We start from the raw sequence: 21,551 nt of genomic DNA on the forward strand, positions 1-21,551 counted from the left end.
ACTTTATTATCTATTTTAATAGATACGTCACCACTTTTTAAATTACGTTGTACGTTTATAAAGTTGTTTTCAAATACAGCTTCACGTTTAGCAACCGCGCTAGGCTCGGTAGTTAAACGTTTAGTAATTGCCATTGCGCGCTTGTCGTCGCTTGTAATGGCGTTAAGCTCATCGTCTGTATGTAATTCGCTAACTAGGGCGTTAAACGCCTGCTCGTCGCGCTCCTTTGCACTAACAAGCTTTTTAGCGACTTCTCTGCCTACGTGATTAGCCGTTGGGTAAAGTGAAATTACATCAGCGGGGATTTGCTCGTACGCTTTAATGGCATCTGCAATTGCGGTGTGCGATACACCTTCAATAGCGGCAATTTCGCGATAAGAGCCTTTTTTACCTTGCTCAATAAGATCGTTTTTAGTTTGTTGATAAGCTTGCCCTAGCTCCCAAAGGCTTGGGGCTATGTACTGATCTGAAGATACAGCTAAAATTTTAGCGTCTTGATCGGTAAAATCAGGAGAGCTTAAAACTAAATAATCAGCATTACCTAAAATACATGCCTTTCGACGACGTGAACCGGCAAGTACTAAGTTAGTATTTCCCTGATCCCAAAGTAAAGCAGGGTGTTGATTACGTCCATCTTCACTGATTGCAGGTAAAATATCAGAAACCGACTTTTCGTTTAATAGCGCTTGTACACGGCGATTTTTACCGTAAACCGTGGTGCTAGATTCAATATCTGCATGAGCAATAACTTTACACACTAAGGTTATTTCGCGTGTAGGGTCGCTTGGCGCTGGCATTCTTATTACATCACCAGCGCTTGCTTGCTCAAGTAATGCATCGAGGCTGCTATTGCCTACGGCAGTTGCAAATGGATCTAAGCGGGTGTCGTTTTTACGTTTTGTAGCCATTTTTATGTAACATCCTTACTTAGTGTTGTTAAGTGATGATTGGGTTGACTCCCAATTAGAACGAATAAGCATTTCTAATTCGTCCACAACATCTTTAATATTTTCTTGCGCGCGTAATAAAGACTCGCGACTAGCTAAACTATCCGATGCTTTTTGATCAAATATGGTATTAAAAGACGATGAACTAGCCGTAATTGCCGAGCTGTGATTAATTGGGTAGCTCATTACTTGGCGGCCAAACGCACTACGTACATCTTTAACAATATCGCGCTGTGAATGATTACCCTTAACGTAATTGGTCACTAAAAACTGCATAAAGTCCCAACCTTCATGACCAAGTGCCGCTACTGTGTGGTAAATCTCACCTAAACGCTTTAAATATTTATTGTTAGCATCAAAATCTACAGCTTCTGGATGAACCGGAATAAGCATCGCCGTAGAGGCCATTAAAGCATTATAAAACATAAAGTTAAGTGTAGGAGCTGTGTCGATTAAAATAATATCGAATTCATCTTTAACCGGCTCAATAACCTTTTCTAAAAGCTTATGATAATGACGTGTTTGTTCGTAATTAGAGGTGTCTTTTAAAAGTGTTGCTGTCTCGTGTTCAAAGTAAAAGTCATCCATACCTGAGGGTAAAACACGAATATTTGGAATATGCGTAGTCACAAAAGCACTAGAAACAAACTCTGGCCAGGTTTCGCCTTCGTCTAAATCAATACAATCACGCATTAAGTCGCCTACCGTAACAGGGTCGTGATCGTTAGAAGGGAAAAAGCTAGAAGACGAACCTTGAGGATCTAAATCAATAATACCAATACGATAACGTTTGATATTAGTCGTCGCCAATGCAGCAGCAATATTAACCATACTGGTTGTTTTACCACAGCCACCTTTAAGTGAATTAATAACAATAACTTGGAGTTTATCGTTAGCAGTGCGGTGATCTGGCTGAATATCCATGATATCGGCCATCGCAAAAATATTAACTAACGTGTACGCATAGTGCCCATTTGCACCACGCTTAATATTTAAATCATCAAAGTCACCATTGTCATGACGACGTTTTAAGGTACGATTATTACACCCTAATAAATCTGCTGCCGCTTTTTGGGTGTAAGTTCTTAATTCTTTTTCTTCTGATTTAAGATGAGCGCGATAGTGTTGTATGCGTCCTTTTAAAGATTTTTCAGCAACTTCGGCTGTTGCTTTTAAAAGCCGGTAAGTACTTAGCGCGTTATTATTGATAGACATACTTTCTTCCTCAAAGTTAGGCAGTTAGTATAATGTCCATTCAAATAGCTGTAAACAACTATTTAAGACGACATGCATTTTAATAACAAGACATTTAAAAATATTTTTACACCTTTAAGATTGCTTAGTATAAATAAAGAAGTTTAAAGGTGGTTAAATATATAAGGTAATAAAGGTTAAGGGTGTATAATGGCTATATAACTATATGATATTTATAAATAATGTTAAAAAAAGCAGATCACCTTTATACTTGGTTAAGATCAGATCTTTATCTACATGCAGATCAGCTTTTTACTAAGCCTTATTTAAATATTAAAGTTATGCACAACTTACTCAATAAGTTATGTACAAAATGACTGTGTGAGATCAGTTTTTTACCAAGTAAATTATAAAGTTATACACTTAAGCTTACGAAGAACAGGGCGTTTAATTGGTATAGATCTGATCTGTAGTAAGTACAGATCAGATCTATGCTAACTCGAAGTACTGTTATCCACAGCAGGTATTTATTTTACTAACGTTTGTCGTGTAAAAAGTTTAAAAATAGCGCTTTTAATGGACAAAAAATAAATTGAGTTAGTAAAAATTTAGCTTGAGAAGCTTATCTTAGTAAAATAGTGATCTGAAATTAAGCTTATCACTCCCTACTTAGTATAATAATGATCCGTTACGTTTATTTATACTCGGATCAGTTTTATACTAACTTAAACATTTAACTTTTGTTGCTTAATGTGTTGTTATTAGCTGTCGCAATAAAAAATGGAAATCAGAACAATGAGCCGAAAGGTCAACATCTCGGTAGATAACTTGCCCGATACACTTAGGGGCCAAATACACGGGGTGGAAAGTGCAATAGATAACGAAAGTTTAGCACTATTTACAGATAACAAAGATGTGCGAATTTCTATCGAAAATGCCGCTCATGGGTTACGTGCTTATTCAAACACGTTTAACCACTATGATTTATGGGGGCGTTTTGTACGTTCTGGGCATAAAAAATTGCCATTGGAAGAAGCACCTAAAAAAACAATTATTACGCGTAAAATATCCGAAAAAGTGGATGGTATTTTATATGACGGCGAAATAAAAATTACACCGGCCGTTGTAAGCACGCGTAAAGATGGCGAAGACGTAGAATATTTAGTGTGGCCATCGGATAGAGAAGAAAAAGTTGAGCGCGCGTTAATTCGCCTTGCATCGAAAGGTAAAATCGTAAAAATCAATTTTAAGTCCGGTATTCAATATGCCGTGGTTTTTTCGATGAACGAATTAGCCCAAGAACTTAAAGCGGTTGGCCAATCAATGCCATACCCACAAATTAAAGAATCATTAGAAGCACTTCAAGGTTCTAAACTTTCATTTAAATACTCGGCTACTGATACTAAAAATACAGATATTGATGACTCTTTTTATGAGTCAAACATGAACTTTTTATCATCTCTTCATTTTAGTGGTAAAAAAGGCCAAGGCGGCAACGTTAAATGTGTTGCATGTTTAAATGCATTTGTTCATAACATGATTGATAACCTTGAATACAAAGGGTATTACTTTAACAGTGCGCAAGAGCTAAAACGTGGTTTATCGCGTTGGATGATGCTGCGTTTATACCACCTTTGGCGTTATGCCGCGCCTGGTAAAACGTATCATTTTAGATTGCTATCTATTATGGAAAAATACGGCTCTATTTATTCAACCGACGATATCACAGAAAACAAACTAAAAGCATTACGCCGTGATATGACCACAACAATGAAAGACTTGATTGAAAAAGGGGCTATTTCAGAATACAGCATTACTAATGTAAAAGATGATAAAACCGGTAATATTATTGATTACACCTATGAAATGCATCCTTCTGATCAGTTTTGTGATGAGATACTCACGCTCAACAAGCACAATAAGCGCATTGAGATTCAAGGTGGTAAACGAATTGTCGAAAACGCAGTTTTAATTGATGAAGATAAAATAGAAGAAATAGTCGAAAAATAACAACGGTTAAAATAATAGACTACTTACCAAAAAGGCCACACTATGTGGCCTTTTTAACATAATTAATTATCTACTTGTTCTAAATAAAGTCTATCCACTAAAAAGTCATACTCTTTTTTTCTCGGGTGAGACTCTGGTTTTTGATAATCTGGCAAAGTACCTAACTTAACATCGGGCTGTGGGTTAATTAAAATAAACGGCAATGCTGCACTTACGTGATACCTATTTTCTGCGGTATACCTAACATTTACTTGGGGACTCACTCGGGTAGGGCGGCGAATTCTTAACTTTTCTTTTTCACCTAAACTAGCTACTCTCATTTGCTCTTGTGCAACGAGTGACTGCCATTTTTGTTGGTCGATCATTCTTGGATTTCTATAACCTGCGGACTTATCGAGCATTTCAAGCGCCATTTTTTTAGTTAGAGTTTTAGTTGCATGCTTATGCATCCAAGTAAATCGCACTGAAAAAGGGGACTCACTTTGAAAATGAATTTTTCGATAGGCTGCAAGAGTGATTAAATTTGGAACCGCGTTATGAACAGCTTCAAATCGAGCATCGTTATTATCGATAGCCAAAACACACTCCTTAAAAGCAGCCTTAGCTTTATTAACTTGTTGTATTCGGCTAGTTAATGCTGCGACATCTGCATTTTTTAGAACCAAAAGCCCAGGATGACGCTTGAGTACTCTACTACTTAAACTTTCTTTTTTATAAATATCAGTAAATGAGTTTAAAATTGCCCTATGAGCAATTTCGCCGGTTAATTTTTTTACAGGAATTGACTCGGGAATAATACTTTCATCAACACTATTTATATTTGGTAGCTGATAATACTCAGCCTTTGAATATTCACAGACACGTAATTCATCAATCAACAACGACGTTAATTCATTCATTAAATCAAACTGACTTCTTATTTGTACTTTAGAAACCATAACCACCCTAAGAACACATCTTACTTATGTAATTATCAAGTTTAACCTTTTACTTTGGTTTTTTAAAGTTAATTCATTTTATTAAGGCTAAGATTACATTTAAATAAAATTAAGTATGATGTGTTCTTTAATGCTGTTTACTTATGCTTGTGAGATTCGGTGCTTGAATATTTGCATATAACATAAAGAATCAGTGAACCCAGGCGTGTCCAATACACTTATGCGTATTTAAGCTATATGGGGAAATTTGTTGTAACGCAGGTAATTGCTAGGGCTGTTCATGCTTTTATATATTATAGCTGTGTAAAATTGTTATTTAGCTTTTAGTTTAAGGCCAGCAATCAATTTTTTGGTTCGCCTCTTTAGATAGTGTTGGGCACTCATTGTATAATTGCTTATAAGTGATACTTGTAATACAGCGCTAGGCACCTGTAAGGGGGATGGCTGCTCTGTGAAAATAAACTCTACTACAACTTAATATTTAAAGTAGTCGTTCATACAGACTGTTTTTAGTAGCTCTAATTAGAGTGCTTGCATCGTCTAACAACCTGATCACAGTTGTACAGAATAAAGTGGACTTATTGCTATAGCCTTGCACAACCCCTAAGGCAATTATCACACAATAAAAATAAATTCTAGTTACTTGGTTGATTTAATTAAATTACCACTGTAAAGCTAAGATTACATTTAACCCACTTTAAGTATGATGTGTTCCTATCGAAACTGTTAACTTTAAGGCTTTGAATTCAATTTGGTTTGGGATGGTTAAAAAAACGCCTTCATATATTTAACTTATTGTATTTAAGTAAAAATAGTAAAATTAAAACACGCTTAAAACTAAGCATGAACAGCCTTAAAATCACAAATAACCTTATATATATTTAACTCATAACAAATTAGTTGGTAAATAGTGAATATAGTCCTTGAACTTAGGGCCATGCATACGTTAATTTCTTTATATCAGGTAAAGTAGGAATGAGGAAAGAACATGCAATCGTGGAACCCAAATAGCTGGAGAGAACTGCCAATACTGCAGCAGCCACAGTACCCAGATCAAGAAGAACTGAAAACAGTAGAAAGCCAGTTAAAGAGTGCTCCGCCACTTGTTTTTGCAGAAGAAACAAGAAGCCTCTTTAAACAATTAGAAGATGTATGTGAAGGTCGTGCATTTTTACTTCAAGGTGGCGACTGTGCCGAATCATTTAGCGACTTTAATGCCGCTAATATTCGCGATACATTTAAAACCATTTTACAAATGGCTGTTGTTTTAACATACGGCGGTAAATGCCCAGTTGTTAAAATTGCACGTATGGCAGGTCAATACGCTAAACCACGCTCTGCAGATTTAGAAACTATTGACAGTGTATCTTTACCATCTTACCGTGGTGATATTGTAAATAGCTTTGAGTTTACAGAAGAAGCACGTATTCCCGATCCACAACGTTTAATGAAGGCATACCACAACAGTGCTGCTACATTAAACTTACTTCGTGCATTTGCACAAGGTGGCTTAGCAGATTTACACCAAGTGAATCGCTGGAACATGGGCTTTGTAGCCGCTAATCCGCAAAAAGAGCGATTCCAACAGCTTGCTGACAAAATTCAAGACGCACTTGAATTTATGGAAGTATGTGGCATTAATTCTACTATTGCGCCAAGCCTTAAAGAAACCGACTTATACACGTCTCACGAAGCGTTATTGCTAGGCTATGAAGAAGCACTAACTCGTCGCGATCACCTATCAGGTGACTGGTACGACTGTTCTGCGCACTTTGTGTGGATTGGTGAGCGTACTCGTCAATTAGACCATGCACATATTGAGTTTTTCAAAGGTATTAAAAACCCTATTGGTGTTAAAGTTGGCCCAGGAATGGACCCAGATGACCTAATTCGTTTAATTGATGCAGTAAACCCAGATAACATTCCGGGTCGTTTAACGCTAATTACACGTATGGGTGCCGACGCACTGCCGGAAAAACTTCCAGCACTTGTAAGACGCGTTCAGCAAGAAGGCCGTAAAGTTATTTGGAGCTCGGATCCAATGCACGGTAACACTGAAAAAGCGACATCAGGCTATAAAACACGTAGCTTCGATAATATCATGCGCGAAATTAGCCAGTTTTTTGCTGTACACAAAGCTGAAGGTTCATACGCAGGTGGTATCCACTTAGAAATGACTGGCCAGCACGTTACAGAGTGTACCGGTGGTGCATACGGTTTATCTGATGATGACCTAGCGCAACGTTACAAAACACAATGTGACCCGCGTCTAAATGCAGACCAAGTATTAGAAGTAGGCTTTTTAGTAGCTGACTTACTAAAAGATGCACGTAAGTAATAAATATAAACTAAAGCCGCATTATGCGGCTTTTTTTGCAAAACAGTAAATTAGTTGGTTAGTACTTACGTCGCTCAAGGTTACTGTCTATTAAGATTTTTGCAGATATTTCTTCTACAGAATGATGGGTAGAATTAAAGTATGCAATTTTATGTCGCTTATAAAGCATTTCAACTTCACGCACTTCAATTCGGCATTGTCTTATTGATGCGTATTTGGAATTTGCCATACGGCGATGCCTAATTGCAGCCAAACGCTCAGGGTCAATAGTTAACCCAAATAACTTATGTTTGTAAGGGAGTAAACATTTAGGTAGTCCCTCACTCTCTAAGTCGTCTTCAGTTATCGGATAATTTGCAGCCTTAATGCCGTACTGTAGGGCTAAGTACAAGCTTGTTGGTGTTTTACCGCTTCTGCTAACTCCTACTAAAATAATATCGGCTTCAGAAAAGTTTTTAATATTTCCGCCATCATCATTCATAAGGGCATAGTTAACCGCATCTATTCTAAAGTCATAACTTTTTTCATGAATAGAGTGGGTACGATGCATTTTTGGCACTGGCGCAACATTAAGCTCTTTTTCTATTTTTTCACTGTAAGTAGACAAAAAATCATACGCGATTGCATCGGCCGATTTAATAATTTCACTTAAGTTGTGATTTACGAAGGTAAAGAATACAAATGGCTTCTCACCTTCTTTTGCAGCAGTTGCGTTTATTAACGCTTTAATTTCATTTGCTTTTTCTTCTGTTTCTACAAAAGGAATAGTTTTATGATTAAATTCAACCGGAAATAACGACAAAGTCGCGTGACCAAACACTTCGGAGGTAATAGCAGTGCCGTCTGATATATAAAAAGCAGTTCTCATAGTTAACCTTTTTATTACGTTTAATCCCTAAAATGGCTTACTCACGGTTTACGTGAGGTCTAATGCCAGTGTAGAATGAAGGTGACCTTTATAAAAGGTTTTCTTTCTTAACTCTCACAGTTACAACTACAATTTGTTTTTTGGAGAAAGACCCGTGCAAGAATACGTTCTCTGGTATCAAGAGCTTGGTATGCAAGATGTTCCTCGTGTTGGCGGCAAAAATGCCTCACTGGGTGAAATGATTTCAAACCTCGCTAACGCAGGTGTACAGGTTCCGGGTGGTTTTGCCACTACAGCCGACGCTTTCAATGAGTTTTTAGAGCAATCTGGACTCAATGCAAAAATTCACGACATTTTAGATACGCTTGATGTTGATGATGTAAATACACTCGCTAAAGTCGGTGCCGATATCCGTCAATGGATTATCGATACCCCATTCCAACCTAACCTAGACCAAGCCATTCGCGACGCATACAGCCAACTACATGGCGATACATCAGCCGATGTATCATTTGCAGTACGCTCATCAGCCACCGCTGAAGATATGCCAGATGCATCATTCGCAGGCCAACAAGAAACCTTCCTTAACGTTCGTGGTATCGACTCAGTAATGGTCGCTATTAAACACGTATTTGCTTCTTTATTTAACGACCGCGCCATATCGTACCGTGTTCACCAAGGTTACGATCATCGTGGTGTTGCACTATCTGCTGGTATTCAGCGTATGGTACGTTCAGATAAATCAGCATCAGGCGTTATGTTTAGTATTGATACAGAGTCTGGTTTTGAAGACGTTGTATTTGTTACTTCAAGCTACGGTTTGGGTGAAATGGTTGTACAGGGCGCAGTAAACCCTGATGAATTTTATGTTCATAAACCAACATTACAAAAAGGGTTGCCATCAGTAGTACGTCGTAATATTGGCTCAAAAGCCATTCAAATGATTTACTCAACAGATGAGGCACACGGCAAACAAGTAGAAATTGTTGACGTAGAGCCAAGCCTTTCAAACAAATTTTCAATTACAGATGAAGAAGTGCAAGAGCTTGCAAAACAAGCTGTAATAATCGAAAAGCACTACGGTCGTCCTATGGATATCGAATGGGCAAAAGACGGAAACGATGGCAAATTGTACATAGTACAAGCGCGCCCAGAAACCGTTCGCTCAAACGAAGATGCCAATATTATGGAGCGTTTTCAATTAAATGGCACAAGCAATGTAATTGCTGAAGGCCGCGCAATTGGTCATAAAATTGGTAGTGGTGTTGTTCGTGTACTTGATTCAATTAAAGAAATGGACCAAGTACAAGAAGGCGACATTTTAGTTACCGACATGACCGACCCAGATTGGGAACCTATCATGAAGCGCGCCGCTGCCATTGTTACAAACCGTGGTGGGCGTACGTGTCACGCAGCAATTATTGCCCGTGAACTTGGTATTCCTGCGGTAGTTGGCTGTGGTAACGCAACCGATTTAATTAAAGCAGGCCAAGAAGTAACAGTATCATGTGCTGAAGGCGATACAGGTTACATCTACGAAGGTATTTTAGATTTTGAAATATTAACGTCGCGCGTTGATAAAATGCCAGAACTACCAATGAAAGTGATGATGAACGTAGGTAATCCAGACCGCGCGTTTGACTTTGCACGTTTACCACATGCAGGTGTTGGCCTTGCACGTGTTGAATTTGTAATAAACCGCATGATTGGTGTTCACCCTAAAGCGCTATTAAATTTTGATGCACAATCACCTGCGTTACAAGCTGAAATTACCGACATTATTGCCGGATACGAATCGCCGGTAGAGTTTTATATCTCTAAATTAGTAGAAGGTATTTCAACGCTAGGCTGTGCCTTTGCACCAGAGCGTGTAATTGTGCGTATGTCTGATTTTAAATCAAACGAATATGCAAACTTAGTAGGTGGTGAGCAGTACGAACCTGAAGAAGAAAACCCAATGATTGGTTTTCGTGGTGCTGCACGTTATATCTCTGAAGACTTCCGTGATTGTTTTGCCCTTGAGTGTGAAGCAATTAAACGCGTAAGAAACACCATGGGTATGACCAACATTGAAATCATGATCCCATTCGTACGTACCCTTGAAGAAGGTAAACGTGTTATCGAATTACTAGAAGAGCATGGCCTTAAACGTGGTGAAAATGGTCTAAAAGTTATCATGATGTGCGAGCTTCCTTCAAATGCATTACTTGCCGATGAATTTTTAGAGATGTTTGATGGTTTTTCTATCGGCTCTAACGATTTAACTCAGCTAACACTTGGTCTTGACCGTGACTCAGGCCTAATCGCACATCTATTTGATGAGCGTAATCCTGCAATTAAAAAGCTACTTTCTATGGCAATTAAAACAGCTAAAGAAAAGGGCAAGTATGTAGGTATTTGTGGTCAAGGTCCTTCAGATCATGAAGACTTTGCAGCATGGTTAGTAGAGCAGGGCATTGATTCTGTTTCACTAAATCCAGATACAGTACTAGAAACATGGTTATACCTAGCAGACAAACTTGCTAAATAATCATCAGTACCCGTAACAAATAAAAATGCCAGCTATTATGCTGGCATTTTTGTATGTGGGCTAAATTACCGTGCTAATTTTTTATCTAAATAATTACACGATTTAGTTAAGGCTTTTTGGCAAAGCTTTAAATAATGCCTCGCTTTTGGGTAGTAAAAAGAAAAGCACAGTAACCCCGCCATAAAAAATATCAGGGAGGGGCCTGGCACTACAGCAAAAAATAGCCCCAGCAAAATAAACAACACACCTATGATCTGTAATAGTAATTTTTTCATATAAAGCTCTACACATTGGTTTAACTTGATTATAAATACAGCATCTCAAATTACGATAAAAAGAGTGTTACAAACTGTAAAATCTTCAATTTCTATTAGCCATCACCATGATATAATTACACAAATGCCTTAAATTATCGCCGTCATGATAGCAACAATTACACAGCAAGATGCAGCGACAGAGCTTGTCGCAAACTACTTAAGTACACTTAAAAATCAAGGGTTTAGTGGAGACACCGATGCAAGCTATGCAACGCGTTTAACCGCCTCTACCGATAACAGTATTTATCAGCAAATCCCACAAGGTGTTATTTTTCCAAAAACCGAAAAAGACATTCAACTGGCATTGCAAACAGCATCTCGCGACCCATTTTTGTCGCTTACTTTTGGCCCTCGTGGTGGTGGTACAGGTACTAATGGGCAATCACTCACACCAGGAATAGTGGTTGATTTGTCTCGCTACATGCGCGAAATACTCGAAATTAACGTTGAGGAAGGTTGGGTTAGAGTACAAACAGGTGTAATTAAAGATCAATTAAACGACTTTTTAAAACCGTACGGCTTTTTCTTTTCACCCGACTTATCAACCAGTAACCGAGCAACTATTGGCGGAATGATCAGTACTGATGCATCAGGTCAAGGTTCATTAGTGTACGGTAAAACCAGCGACCATGTTTTAGGACTTACTACCTATTTAGTCGATGGCAGCCCAATGGTGACATCACCAATAGACATAGAAAAAGCTAAAGTAATAGCCGAGCAAGAATCATTAATCGGTAGCCTTTACAAAACAGTATTGGAAATTTCTTTAAATGAGCGCCAAGCTATTTTAGAAAAATTTCCACGCTTAAATCGCTTTTTAACAGGCTACGACCTAGAGCATGTGTTAAGTGATGACTTACAAACTTTTGATATGAGTAGGCTAATTACCGGTTCAGAAGGCTCACTAGGTATAGTTACTGAAGCTAAATTAAACCTAACTCCCATAGCCGAATTTAAAACACTGATAAATATTAAATACGACAGTTTTGATTCGGCACTTCGCCACTCTCCCTTTTTAGTTGATGCGCGCGCAACATCGGTAGAAACAGTCGATAGCAAAGTATTAAACCTGGCTCGCGAAGATATTATTTGGCATTCAGTATCGGACTTAATAACCGATGTACCAAATAAAGATATGCAAGGACTCAACATGGTTGAGTTTAATGCAGTATCACCTGAAGATATAAAAGACAAAGTAAACACACTTTGCACATTATTAGATGAGTGCGTAGCAAATCAAACCAATGGTGTTATTGGCTATCAATTAACCAGCAGTAAAAGTGACATTTTAAAAATTTACGCAATGCGTAAAAAATCTGTCGGATTACTCGGTAATGTCAAAGGCAGCCAAAAGCCATTGGCCTTTGCTGAAGATACCGCCGTACCGCCAGAAAACTTAGCCGACTATATTGTAGAATTTAGAGCATTACTCGATAGCCATAATTTACAATACGGTATGTTCGGCCATGTTGATGCGGGTGTTTTACATGTACGCCCGGCGCTAGATATGTGCGACCCAGAACAAGAAAAACTGCTTCGTAAAATTTCAGACGAAGTTGTAAAACTCACCGCTAAATACGGCGGCTTAATGTGGGGCGAACATGGTAAAGGTTACCGAAGTGAATACGGCCCTGAGTTTTTTGGCGAGCATTTATTTAAACAACTACGTAAAATAAAAACAGCGTTCGACCCTAATAACAGAATAAACCCTGGGAAAATATGTACCCCCATAGAAAGTGAGGACTCACTAGTTAGTGTAGATGGGCAAAAACGTTCGTACTTCGATAAGCAAATTTCTATCGATGTAAAAACAAGTTTTAACAATGCAATGACCTGTAATGGTAACGGGATTTGTTTTAACTACGACGAAAATTCTCCCATGTGTCCTTCATATAAAGTAACCGGCGATCGCAGGCATTCGCCAAAAGGTCGCGCAACATTAATGCGAGAATGGTTACGACTTCAAGAGTCTAAAAATGTAGATTTGCTCGAAGTAGAAAAAGAGCTTAACAAAGGCGAAGTTATTACCTGGTGGGAGCGTTTTGTTCATAGCCGGGAAAAAAATAAAGGTGTTTACGATTTTTCTCACGAAGTAAAAGAGTCAATGGATGAATGTTTAGCGTGTAAAGCATGTACAACATCTTGCCCAATTAAAGTGGATGTACCTACTTTTAGAGCACGCTTTTTAAATTATTATCACAGTTATTACGCGCGCCCACTTAAAGATTATTTAGTCGCAAACATTGAAAGTTCGGCGCCTGTAATGTCTAAATTTGCACGCGTGATAAACCCAATTGTTAAAACAAACTTAGTAAGTAGTTTAATTAAAAAAACAGTAGGGTATGTGGATACACCCCAATTAAGTGTGCCTTCACTTGAAAAGCGCGTAGCAAAAGCACATAAATTTGATTTTGAATTATTAAATTCACTTTCAAGCGATGAACAAAATGACTATGTGCTAATAGTGCAAGACCCGTTTACCAGCTTTTACGAAGCCGAGTTAGTGCAAAGTTTTATAACACTTATCACCGCGCTGGGTAAAAAGCCGATGCTATTACCGTTTAAACCTAATGGTAAAGCCCAACACGTAAAAGGGTTTTTGCATGAGTTTAAAGTAACCGCAAAAAATGCCGCAGAGTTTTTAAATAAACTCGCTGATATTAATTCGCCTTTGGTTGGTTTAGATGCATCGTTAGTTATGTGTTATCGCGATGAATACAAAACCATTTTAGAAAATAATCGCGGCGAGTTTCATGTTCAACTTGCCCATGAATGGTTACAAACTCAATCGTTTAAATCTCTATCGGCTAAACAAAAAACCGATACTGAATTTACATTATTGAGTCACTGTACAGAAACAACCGCTTTACCAAAAGCGGCAAGCGTATGGAAAACAATTTTTACTGATATTGGTTTAACCCTAAATACAACCAATACAGGGTGTTGTGGCATGGCCGGTACTTATGGCCATGAAGCACAAAACCAAGAAAATTCCCGTGCACTGTACGAAATGAGTTGGAAACCAATAGTAGATAAAAATAAACCAGAGCAACTTTTATCTACCGGTTTTTCGTGTCGCAGCCAAGTAAAACGTTTTGAGCAATTTAAACCAAAGCACCCAATAGAGTTGCTCGCTCAGGTACTTAGCTAGTAAAAGTTAAAAATAAAAAAGGCGTAACTTAAAAATAAGTTACGCCTTTTTTATTAATACCAATTCGCTTAGTTAAGTGATTTATTTTAAAGCTAAAAAACGTGTTGATAGCAAAGCAATAGATTCGCTAATTTTTATAAACGCTATTTAGATTTTTTAACGAAGCTATCTGCAATTGGCTTTGTACTTATACCATGTATAAACACGCTAAATAAAATAGTGGTCATTGCAATAGTGGCAATATCGTATTTATTTTCTATTTGCGTGTCTATTACCATTAAAGTAAAAACAATAGATGCTAAACCGCGTGGCCCAAACCATGCAAAAGTAAAACGTTCCTTCCAATTAAGTGCTGTAAATTGTAACGATAACATAACCGGAATTATTCTAATTAATGTAGTGCTTAGTAAGGCATACACAATTATATTTGTATTTAATTTGGGTATTACTAAATACGCACAAACAAATCCAAATAAACACCAAATCATTAACGATGTAAAATCAGCAATGTGCTCTGAATCTTCTATTAACTCAGCGCGAATGTCAGTTTTAGAAAATTTATCAAATAACAAACCTGCTATAAACACCGCTATAAACCCGCTGCCATGAAAATATTGTGTGATAGAAAACACCGCCATCGCAAAACCTAAAAGTAAAAATGGGCTGGTGCTTTTTGCAAAGTAATGGCGCTGCATTGCAAAATTTAATGCCGGAATAAATATCGCTATAGAAAAACCAGCAATCAATAATGCTAAGCCAAGCTCTCTTGAAAACACACCTAATGTATGTGAAGCAGTAATAGCAGAGTCAGGTTTTTTAGCTAATAAAATAAATATTAAAAATACGGGTACACATAAGCCATCGTTTAATCCGCTTTCGGTATTTATACCTTCCCTGATTTTTTCGGGCACTTGTGTACTTTGCAATAACCCTTTACTTAAAGCCGCATCGGTTGGCGTAAGTATAATTGCCAACAGTGCCGATTGAATTAACGACAACTCAGCAAATAAAAATAAGCTAACACCAATTCCGCACAATAAAGTTAAGGGTAGGGCAACGAATAATAATAGGCTAGGGTATTGAAAACTATGCCTCAATACACCTAACTTAGATTTAGCCGCATCAGAAAATAAAAATATACTTAGTGTTAGCTCTATCAGTGGTAATAAATAATCTATTCCTGTTTTTAGTTTTTCGCCTTCATTAGGAAGTAAAAACGCCAAAAACATGCCGCCAATAACAAAAAACATAGGGCCTGTTATTTCTGTGCGCTCTAACTGCCTTATTGAAATTGAATAAACTAAAAATAAAAAACCAATAAATGCTATTACTAAGTATTCCATTAAATTTTCCTTTTAACGCCTGATTTTGCTCGCTCTTTAATATTTGTTTGAATGTAAATTTGATCGGTTGTCGCAATTTTTGAATGGCCTAAATCTTCCGATAAATGTTTTAGCGGTCGAGTTTGCGCATCATGTGTTGCACCCGTGTGGCGAAGCCAATGGGCAGTGGCCGCTTCAAGTTGTTCGGCATCATCTTTAAACCCGTCATCAAGTAAAGATTGCTGAGCTAAATCAAAACTTTGCTGCACTAAACGCCTAATTTGCCTAACGGTCATCCCACCTTGGCCACGAATTTTATGCACCAATGGCTCAGATTCATCAACGCGAGGTAGGGCGGGTAACCCTCTGTATAATCGGTAACGTTTTAAATACTCAACAAAATCATCACTTAACGTAACATCTCGTAGCTTATTACCTTTACCCATAATACGTAAAAACCAAAATCCGTCATTATCTTGCCAAAAGTGTGACATAACTGGCGACCACTGCGGGCGCTCTGATAATTCTGATATACGTAAATATAGCCCTTTTAAACACGCGAGCGTAAATAGGTTACGTTCAAGCTCTGGTTTTTTTTCACATAAATCACGTGTTACGCCAAATACATATTCCCATTGTATGTCACTTAAGGTGTCTGGGATCTGAATTTGAGATTGAACTACCAAATAGGGGCTATTTTTTTTCACTACAGGTACAAAGTTAGCAAACGTTTTTTCTTCTAAAATAGAAAACTTATAAAATACATTTAGCGCAGTAAACATAGCCGCTAATGTTTGCTGGCTCGCAATTGAATCTTTTAATATAAAAGGGCGCCAATTTTGATTTAATCGACGAATACCTTGTTCATCTTTGTAACGCCATTGCACCGAAGTTGATGCCCATTTTTTATCTGGCTCAGCCATAAAATCAACATACGCTTCAATGTCTTCGCGCTTTAAACTAAATACAGATTTTTCGGCAATTAGCCAAGACCACAAATAAAATCGTTCAAGCTCATTACGAAAACGATTAAATGTTGCCTCAGATTTTCGGCCGTACACATATAAAAATTGGTATAAAAATTTAAGATCGTCCTTTGATTCAGTTACAGTCAAGCCAACTTGCTGTATAAAGGATGCAAGTTCTGGGTATTCTGAGTTTAGAGTACCGTCGTCAAGATGAGCAATTTGGTATCTTAATTGTTTTAACGTATCAACTAAAGCAACAAGCATAATGTATAAATATTCAATAAAATAATAGACTTACAGCTTAACGTTAAAGTCCGATACTGTCTAGTATTGGACATAGTGAAAGTGTATTTATTTATACATAGTTGTGTATTGGTATAAATCTTATTAAGGAAAGTTTTATGAAAAAATTTATAGTGTTAGGCCTACTTACAATAACTGTATTACTAACAGGTTGTGCTACCACAGGCAGTGCTTCACCTAGCGAAAAACGTGCTTTAGTTCAAAGCATGAAAAACAATACCCTCGACAAATTATACGCACAAAAACCCGATGTTAAAAAACAAATTGCCAATTCTGCCGGTTACGCCGTATTTGATAACGCAAACGTAAATGTCGTTTTAGCTAGTTTTGGTGGCGGGTACGGTGTAGTAAAAAATAACTTAACGGGTAAATCAACCTACATGAATATGGGTGAAGCCGGTTTAGGGCTTGGTTTAGGCGTTAAAGATTTTAACGTTGTTATGGTTTTTCATAACCAAGCGGCAGTAAATAGATTTATTGAACACGGTTGGGCCTTTGGCGGAAACGCAGATGCAGCAGCAAAATACGAAGATAAAGGTGGAGCACTGGTTGCAGAAGCCATTGCCGACCAAGTTACCGTATATTCTTTAACCGAAAATGGCCTTGCACTTCAAGCAGTACTAAAAGGCACTAAATTTTGGGTAGATTCTGAGCTAAATTAACACCTAATTACTCTCCTAAAAGCGGGCTGGTTTGTATAATCACGCTCGCTTTCTTATAAACTAGTTAATTTAACATAACGTAATTTATGGGTTGTTTGTAATGCCAAAAAATAGGGGTAGTGTTTTTTTCGTATAACTCGATATATATCATTTAGCTATATACATATAACGATATAATGATACAATAATTATACAAATAAACTTAGGAAATCCATATGCCTGAACATTCGTTAGTATTATCAAATCTCTCGATTCGTAAAGAGGATGGAGAAGATATCAAGTCTTCTACTTTAGGTCTCGAAAACCAAAATGTTGGCTATAAATATGAATCTTTCGAGATTTATTGTCACACCTGCAATTCTGAATTCTTTGCATACAGAGATGAGGGTTTTAGCTCTACAGGTGGTGCTGAAGGTGTCTACAATTTTGTAGTGCTCCCATTGTGGACAGCAAGATGCAGTAAAATTATCTCAAATTAAAAAGCATTTTGGACGATAAAGACAAGCTGTCACAATTTAATAAGAAAGGCTTTTCGCCCTTTTCTTAATTTTTACGTACCGTAATTTATGGCTTGTTATAACTTTGACCCTACATCTATGTTTGGGACAACACCTTTACAGTATATTTATCTAGTTTAATATCTGTCTTTATTCTGTATTATATAATTATATTAGTAATGAAATTAATAATAGAAAGGAAGCTAAATGTTTATAAAAACTGATACTGATCAATTATTAGTATTTAGGACATGTGAAAAAGAAGTATATGATTTTGTAATGAATACAGGGTCTTTATGGCTTAGGACTTCTCATTATTATCAAAATATTGAAGAAGATATAGCTCGTGAAGATAAATTAGAGGGTTTGAATTCATGTAAAATTAGCTTACCCCTTATTTTTGAATCAAGTCGTACTAACATTACTTCAATTGAAGGTGAAGGTTTTATCGGTGAAACTCCTCAAAAAGCCTATATTATATCCTTTCATGGTATTTCAATTGAGCAAAAAACAAAAAGAGGTTTCGGGCCTAAAACATTTGGAATTTATAATATTGAGAAATTTATAAATAACATTCTAAATGAAGCAAAAAAGCAGCTTGAAATAAAAAGTTATATTTTCGGGAAAGTAATTTATCAGTATTCCCCTGTATTTATATCCTCAAGTAATTTAGGTGGTTCTTATAAATTAAATGAAAAAGAGCACTTATCAATTTTTGATCAGAACCTCCTTAGAAAACGTCCTGTTGAACCATTTATCCTTCAAGATGAATTTAGACTTGTTCTATTTGTTGATGATTATATAAATAACAATATTGATTCAATTTTAAAAATCAATGTATCAAATAACAATTTTTATGACTACAGTGAAAATCATTTCTATACCCAGTAATTTTTTTATACGACAATTACAATAACTTTAAACTATTTAGCTTGTTATCAAACGCCTCAGCCAACTTTTCAGTTTCACTAAAAACGGTATTCCAATATTTAATACGTGTGTCTGCATCAAGATCGGTAAAGTCATTTCTGTCTGGAATTTTTCCGTAAGGTAAGCCGGCTATAAATTCTTTTGATGGGGTGATCATCACCACGTTATCGTAATTTTGTGGGGCCACTTTACGTTTTAAATTTTTATCAAACCACCCTGCTTTTGGCTCGCTATTAAAATGCGGATATAAAATTAAGCCTGGGTTATTAATTTTTAAATCAAAGTGGTAGTCAATTATTCCGCCATCGCGATAAATGCCGGGTGGCGAACCTGCAATATTTTTTATTCCTTGCATAACAAGGGGTATAGAGCCCGATGCGAGTAAGGCATCTTTTAAATTTGTTTGGCTAAGTGGTATGTTTTGCGTTTTAAAATTATAACTGTCGGTTATAGATAAATTGCTGTTTGGCGCGCCAAAAATAAATCTCTCGTACTGCGAGCCTAATAATTTTCGGTTAACCCGATTAAGCATGTAACTTTTTGATAAACCTAAAAGCTGAATTAATTTATTTTCACTCGCAATAAACCCATTCGATTTAGCCACTATAAAATGCGCTTTAAAAATAGGATTATCTAAAATTTCGGTTACGCCGTGCTCCCCAAATACATCATCTAATAATGCGCGGGCTTTTAGTGTAATTTCAGCAGGTGTTGGTTTATTACTAGAATAGCGCGTTTGCGAATACGATTTTGCTAAACGCTCAATGGCAGCAACGGGGTCGTTTTGTGCAAAACAGGCTGATCGAAATGCGCCAGCAGATGAACCAATTAAGTTAAGTGGTTGGGTTCGGTTTTTAAAAAATTCACCAAAAATATATTTGTCTAAGCCAAATAATGTAAACCATTTAGGCCCGCCACTTGCCCCTAAAAAAGAGGTAAATAACTCGGGTTTAAAGCCCTGCTCGTTAATAATTTTTGCTGCGGTTTTACCTGCGTGAATGTCGATCATTAAATCAATTTACCTTGTTATTCTTATATTTTAGTACTGTTCACACAATCTATTTTTGAATAATTATGCAAAATTAAAAAGCGATTTTATGTTGCCATAAAACCGCTTTTTATCGTTAAAATTGCTTAAAATACGGGAATCAATCCCAAATGCCGCTTTCGCATTTACCCTGTACTTTTACGTCTTTTACTTTAAATTCGGGCTCTATGCCTTTTTCTCTTTGTGTGTTGTAGTCGCGATTAACAGACAAAATAGTGGGCGTGAGCAATATAATAGCGATTACGTTAACCACTGTCATTAACCCTAATGCTATATCAGCTAAATCCCAGACTTCTTTTAGAGACGCAGATGCGCCCCACAGCATCATTGATAAATAAAGTAATGTATAAATTGTGCGCCCTACTTTGTTATCGAGCTTAAATAAATGCAGGTTACTTTCGGCGTAAGCATAGTTGGCCACTACCGAGGTAAAAGCAAATAAGGTTATGGCTGCTGCAACAAAATACACACCGCCTTGTGCTAAATGTGCGGTCATGGCGCTTTGGGTTAAACGTATGCCTTCCATTTCGCCGCTTATATCTACATCGGCTAATAAAATAACTACCGCGGTACAGCTACAAAGTACAATTGTATCGAAAAACACGCCAAGCATTTGTATATACCCTTGTGTAACTGGGTGATTAGGCATTGGGCTTGCGCTTGCTGCAGCATGCGGCACACTACCTGCGCCGGCTTCGTTAGAATATAATCCGCGTTGTATACCGTTTTTAATGGCAGCGCCCATTGCTCCTGCGCCGGCTTCTTGTAAACCAAAGGCAGATAAAAACACATCTTTAAGCATGGCAGGCACTTGCGGCAAATTCATAAGCGTAATAATAACCGCCGCGGCTACAAATAATATGCCCATTAGTGGCACTACTCGCTCGGCAAAGCGGGCAATGGCTTTAAAGCCACCTAATATAATTGAGCCTGCTAATACGGTAATAACTAATCCAGAATAAAAGGTAGGTACTTGAAAAGCATAGTTAAGGGCGTCGGTTATGGTATTGGTTTGCATAGCACTAAAAGTAAAGCCATAACCTAAAAATAAACACGCGGCAAACACAATAGCAAAGGCACGGCTGCCCAAACCTTGTTGAATATAATAGGCGGGGCCGCCTCTAAATTCGCCACTACTATCGCGTACTTTATACACTTGCCCTAATACACTTTCGGCAAAGCCGGTTGCCATGCCTAGTATGGCTATAACCCACATCCAAAATATGGCGCCGCTTCCGCCTAGTGAAATTGCAACAGCGACCCCGGCTAAATTACCTGTACCTACACGGGCACACAGGCCTGTACACAATGCTTGAAATGATGAAATGTCGTCTTTTTTACACTTGCTACTGCCTTTTAACAGGCTAAACATGTGTTTAAATTTTACTATTTGAATTGCTTTTAAACGTACCGAAAACCAAATACCTGCAAACAGTAGTATGTAGATTAGTATTTGGCCTTCTCCCCATAATAGGCCATTTACACTTTTTACTACGGTATCGAACATGGGCTAATCCTTTTGTATTTA

General features: G+C 37.4%; 16 protein-coding genes. 7 read left to right on the plus strand and 9 right to left on the minus strand.

The genetic code is table 11. From position 1 onward, the window contains the following. Together B2R65_RS05365 and B2R65_RS05370 are read right to left on the minus strand one after the other, a co-directional pair. On the minus strand, positions 1-908 hold a 908-nt coding region (locus B2R65_RS05365), incomplete at its 3' end, for a transcriptional regulator (RefSeq protein WP_286741484.1). 15 nt (positions 909-923) lie between these two features. Beyond that, on the minus strand, positions 924-2,162 hold the full coding sequence (locus B2R65_RS05370) for an AAA family ATPase (RefSeq protein ID WP_004586301.1): 1,239 nt from the start codon (positions 2,160-2,162) through the stop codon (positions 924-926). Positions 2,163-2,936: 774 nt separating this feature from the next. On the opposite strand from B2R65_RS05370, the gene B2R65_RS05375 reads away from it, so the two are divergent. After that, positions 2,937-4,151 carry a hypothetical protein gene (locus tag B2R65_RS05375; protein ID WP_004586302.1) on the plus strand — a complete coding sequence of 405 codons (1,215 nt, stop codon included), beginning with the start codon at positions 2,937-2,939 and terminating at the stop codon, positions 4,149-4,151. A 62-nt stretch (positions 4,152-4,213) separates the two neighbouring features. Here the strand turns inward: B2R65_RS05375 and B2R65_RS05380 are convergent, their stop codons facing one another. Beyond that, a complete protein-coding gene (locus tag B2R65_RS05380) occupies positions 4,214-5,089 on the minus strand; it encodes a DNA replication terminus site-binding protein (RefSeq protein WP_286741486.1) in 876 nt (291 codons plus the stop codon). 988 nt (positions 5,090-6,077) lie between these two features. Here B2R65_RS05380 and B2R65_RS05385 point away from each other — a divergent pair. Continuing rightward, positions 6,078-7,427: a class II 3-deoxy-7-phosphoheptulonate synthase gene (locus B2R65_RS05385; RefSeq protein ID WP_286741488.1), complete on the plus strand. Its 1,350-nt coding sequence runs from the start codon at positions 6,078-6,080 to the stop codon at positions 7,425-7,427. Positions 7,428-7,485: 58 nt separating this feature from the next. Here the strand turns inward: B2R65_RS05385 and ppsR are convergent, their stop codons facing one another. Then, on the minus strand, positions 7,486-8,295 hold the full coding sequence (gene ppsR, locus B2R65_RS05390) for a posphoenolpyruvate synthetase regulatory kinase/phosphorylase PpsR (RefSeq protein WP_004586305.1): 810 nt from the start codon (positions 8,293-8,295) through the stop codon (positions 7,486-7,488). A 154-nt stretch (positions 8,296-8,449) separates the two neighbouring features. Here ppsR and ppsA point away from each other — a divergent pair, with 154 nt between their 5' ends. Continuing rightward, positions 8,450-10,825, plus strand: coding sequence for a phosphoenolpyruvate synthase (gene ppsA / locus B2R65_RS05395; RefSeq protein WP_054981983.1), 2,376 nt, complete (start codon positions 8,450-8,452; stop codon positions 10,823-10,825). Positions 10,826-10,890: 65 nt separating this feature from the next. Here the strand turns inward: ppsA and B2R65_RS05400 are convergent, their stop codons facing one another. Continuing rightward, positions 10,891-11,100, minus strand: a complete 210-nt coding sequence (locus B2R65_RS05400; RefSeq protein ID WP_154945509.1) for a PGPGW domain-containing protein — start codon at positions 11,098-11,100, stop codon at positions 10,891-10,893. Positions 11,101-11,245: 145 nt separating this feature from the next. Here B2R65_RS05400 and ydiJ point away from each other — a divergent pair, with 145 nt between their 5' ends. Beyond that, a complete protein-coding gene (gene ydiJ / locus B2R65_RS05405; RefSeq protein WP_286741491.1) occupies positions 11,246-14,293 on the plus strand; it encodes a D-2-hydroxyglutarate dehydrogenase YdiJ in 3,048 nt (1,015 codons plus the stop codon). Positions 14,294-14,436: 143 nt separating this feature from the next. Here the strand turns inward: ydiJ and B2R65_RS05410 are convergent, their stop codons facing one another. After that, on the minus strand, positions 14,437-15,636 hold the full coding sequence (locus B2R65_RS05410; RefSeq protein WP_154945507.1) for a cation:proton antiporter: 1,200 nt from the start codon (positions 15,634-15,636) through the stop codon (positions 14,437-14,439). Next, positions 15,636-16,847 carry a tyrosine-type recombinase/integrase gene (locus B2R65_RS05415; RefSeq protein ID WP_024032368.1) on the minus strand — a complete coding sequence of 404 codons (1,212 nt, stop codon included), beginning with the start codon at positions 16,845-16,847 and terminating at the stop codon, positions 15,636-15,638. The genes B2R65_RS05410 and B2R65_RS05415 overlap by 1 nt, the downstream gene beginning before the upstream one ends. Positions 16,848-16,984: 137 nt before the next feature. Here B2R65_RS05415 and B2R65_RS05420 point away from each other — a divergent pair, with 137 nt between their 5' ends. The 3 genes from B2R65_RS05420 (at position 16,985) to B2R65_RS05430 (ending at position 18,936) form a co-directional block, all read left to right on the plus strand. Continuing rightward, positions 16,985-17,548, plus strand: a complete 564-nt coding sequence (locus B2R65_RS05420; RefSeq protein WP_256846496.1) for a lipid-binding SYLF domain-containing protein — start codon at positions 16,985-16,987, stop codon at positions 17,546-17,548. 215 nt (positions 17,549-17,763) lie between these two features. After that, positions 17,764-18,027, plus strand: coding sequence for a hypothetical protein (locus B2R65_RS05425; RefSeq protein WP_286741493.1), 264 nt, complete (start codon positions 17,764-17,766; stop codon positions 18,025-18,027). A gap of 225 nt (positions 18,028-18,252) precedes the next feature. Further along, positions 18,253-18,936, plus strand: a complete 684-nt coding sequence (locus B2R65_RS05430) for a hypothetical protein (protein ID WP_286741495.1) — start codon at positions 18,253-18,255, stop codon at positions 18,934-18,936. Between the two features lie 16 nt (positions 18,937-18,952). Here B2R65_RS05430 and B2R65_RS05435 read toward each other — a convergent pair whose 3' ends face one another. Both B2R65_RS05435 and B2R65_RS05440 read right to left on the minus strand, forming a co-directional pair. Next, positions 18,953-19,984 (minus strand): patatin-like phospholipase family protein, encoded by a 1,032-nt coding sequence (locus B2R65_RS05435; protein ID WP_286741497.1) that lies wholly within the window; start codon positions 19,982-19,984, stop codon positions 18,953-18,955. 139 nt (positions 19,985-20,123) lie between these two features. Further along, positions 20,124-21,530: an alanine/glycine:cation symporter family protein gene (locus B2R65_RS05440; protein WP_286741499.1), complete on the minus strand. Its 1,407-nt coding sequence runs from the start codon at positions 21,528-21,530 to the stop codon at positions 20,124-20,126. Positions 21,531-21,551 lie beyond the last annotated feature (21 nt).

The sequence above is a fragment of the Pseudoalteromonas sp. UBA2102 genome (assembly GCF_002331165.1).
Classification (GTDB): Bacteria; Pseudomonadota; Gammaproteobacteria; order Enterobacterales; family Alteromonadaceae; genus Pseudoalteromonas; species Pseudoalteromonas atlantica.

Bases quoted from the DNA above. Each gene is read 5' to 3' on its own strand.
- B2R65_RS05370 (WP_004586301.1), bottom strand. From the start codon at position 2,162: ATGTCTATCAATAATAACGCGCTAAGTACTTACCGGCTTTTAAAAGCA.
- B2R65_RS05375 (WP_004586302.1), top strand. From the start codon at position 2,937: ATGAGCCGAAAGGTCAACATCTCGGTAGATAACTTGCCCGATACACTT.
- B2R65_RS05380 (WP_286741486.1), bottom strand. From the start codon at position 5,089: ATGGTTTCTAAAGTACAAATAAGAAGTCAGTTTGATTTAATGAATGAA.
- B2R65_RS05385 (WP_286741488.1), top strand. From the start codon at position 6,078: ATGCAATCGTGGAACCCAAATAGCTGGAGAGAACTGCCAATACTGCAG.
- ppsR (WP_004586305.1), bottom strand. From the start codon at position 8,295: ATGAGAACTGCTTTTTATATATCAGACGGCACTGCTATTACCTCCGAA.
- B2R65_RS05400 (WP_154945509.1), bottom strand. From the start codon at position 11,100: ATGAAAAAATTACTATTACAGATCATAGGTGTGTTGTTTATTTTGCTG.
- ydiJ (WP_286741491.1), top strand. From the start codon at position 11,246: ATGATAGCAACAATTACACAGCAAGATGCAGCGACAGAGCTTGTCGCA.
- B2R65_RS05410 (WP_154945507.1), bottom strand. From the start codon at position 15,636: ATGGAATACTTAGTAATAGCATTTATTGGTTTTTTATTTTTAGTTTAT.
- B2R65_RS05415 (WP_024032368.1), bottom strand. From the start codon at position 16,847: ATGCTTGTTGCTTTAGTTGATACGTTAAAACAATTAAGATACCAAATT.
- B2R65_RS05420 (WP_256846496.1), top strand. From the start codon at position 16,985: ATGAAAAAATTTATAGTGTTAGGCCTACTTACAATAACTGTATTACTA.
- B2R65_RS05425 (WP_286741493.1), top strand. From the start codon at position 17,764: ATGCCTGAACATTCGTTAGTATTATCAAATCTCTCGATTCGTAAAGAG.
- B2R65_RS05430 (WP_286741495.1), top strand. From the start codon at position 18,253: ATGTTTATAAAAACTGATACTGATCAATTATTAGTATTTAGGACATGT.
- B2R65_RS05435 (WP_286741497.1), bottom strand. From the start codon at position 19,984: ATGATCGACATTCACGCAGGTAAAACCGCAGCAAAAATTATTAACGAG.
- B2R65_RS05440 (WP_286741499.1), bottom strand. From the start codon at position 21,530: ATGTTCGATACCGTAGTAAAAAGTGTAAATGGCCTATTATGGGGAGAA.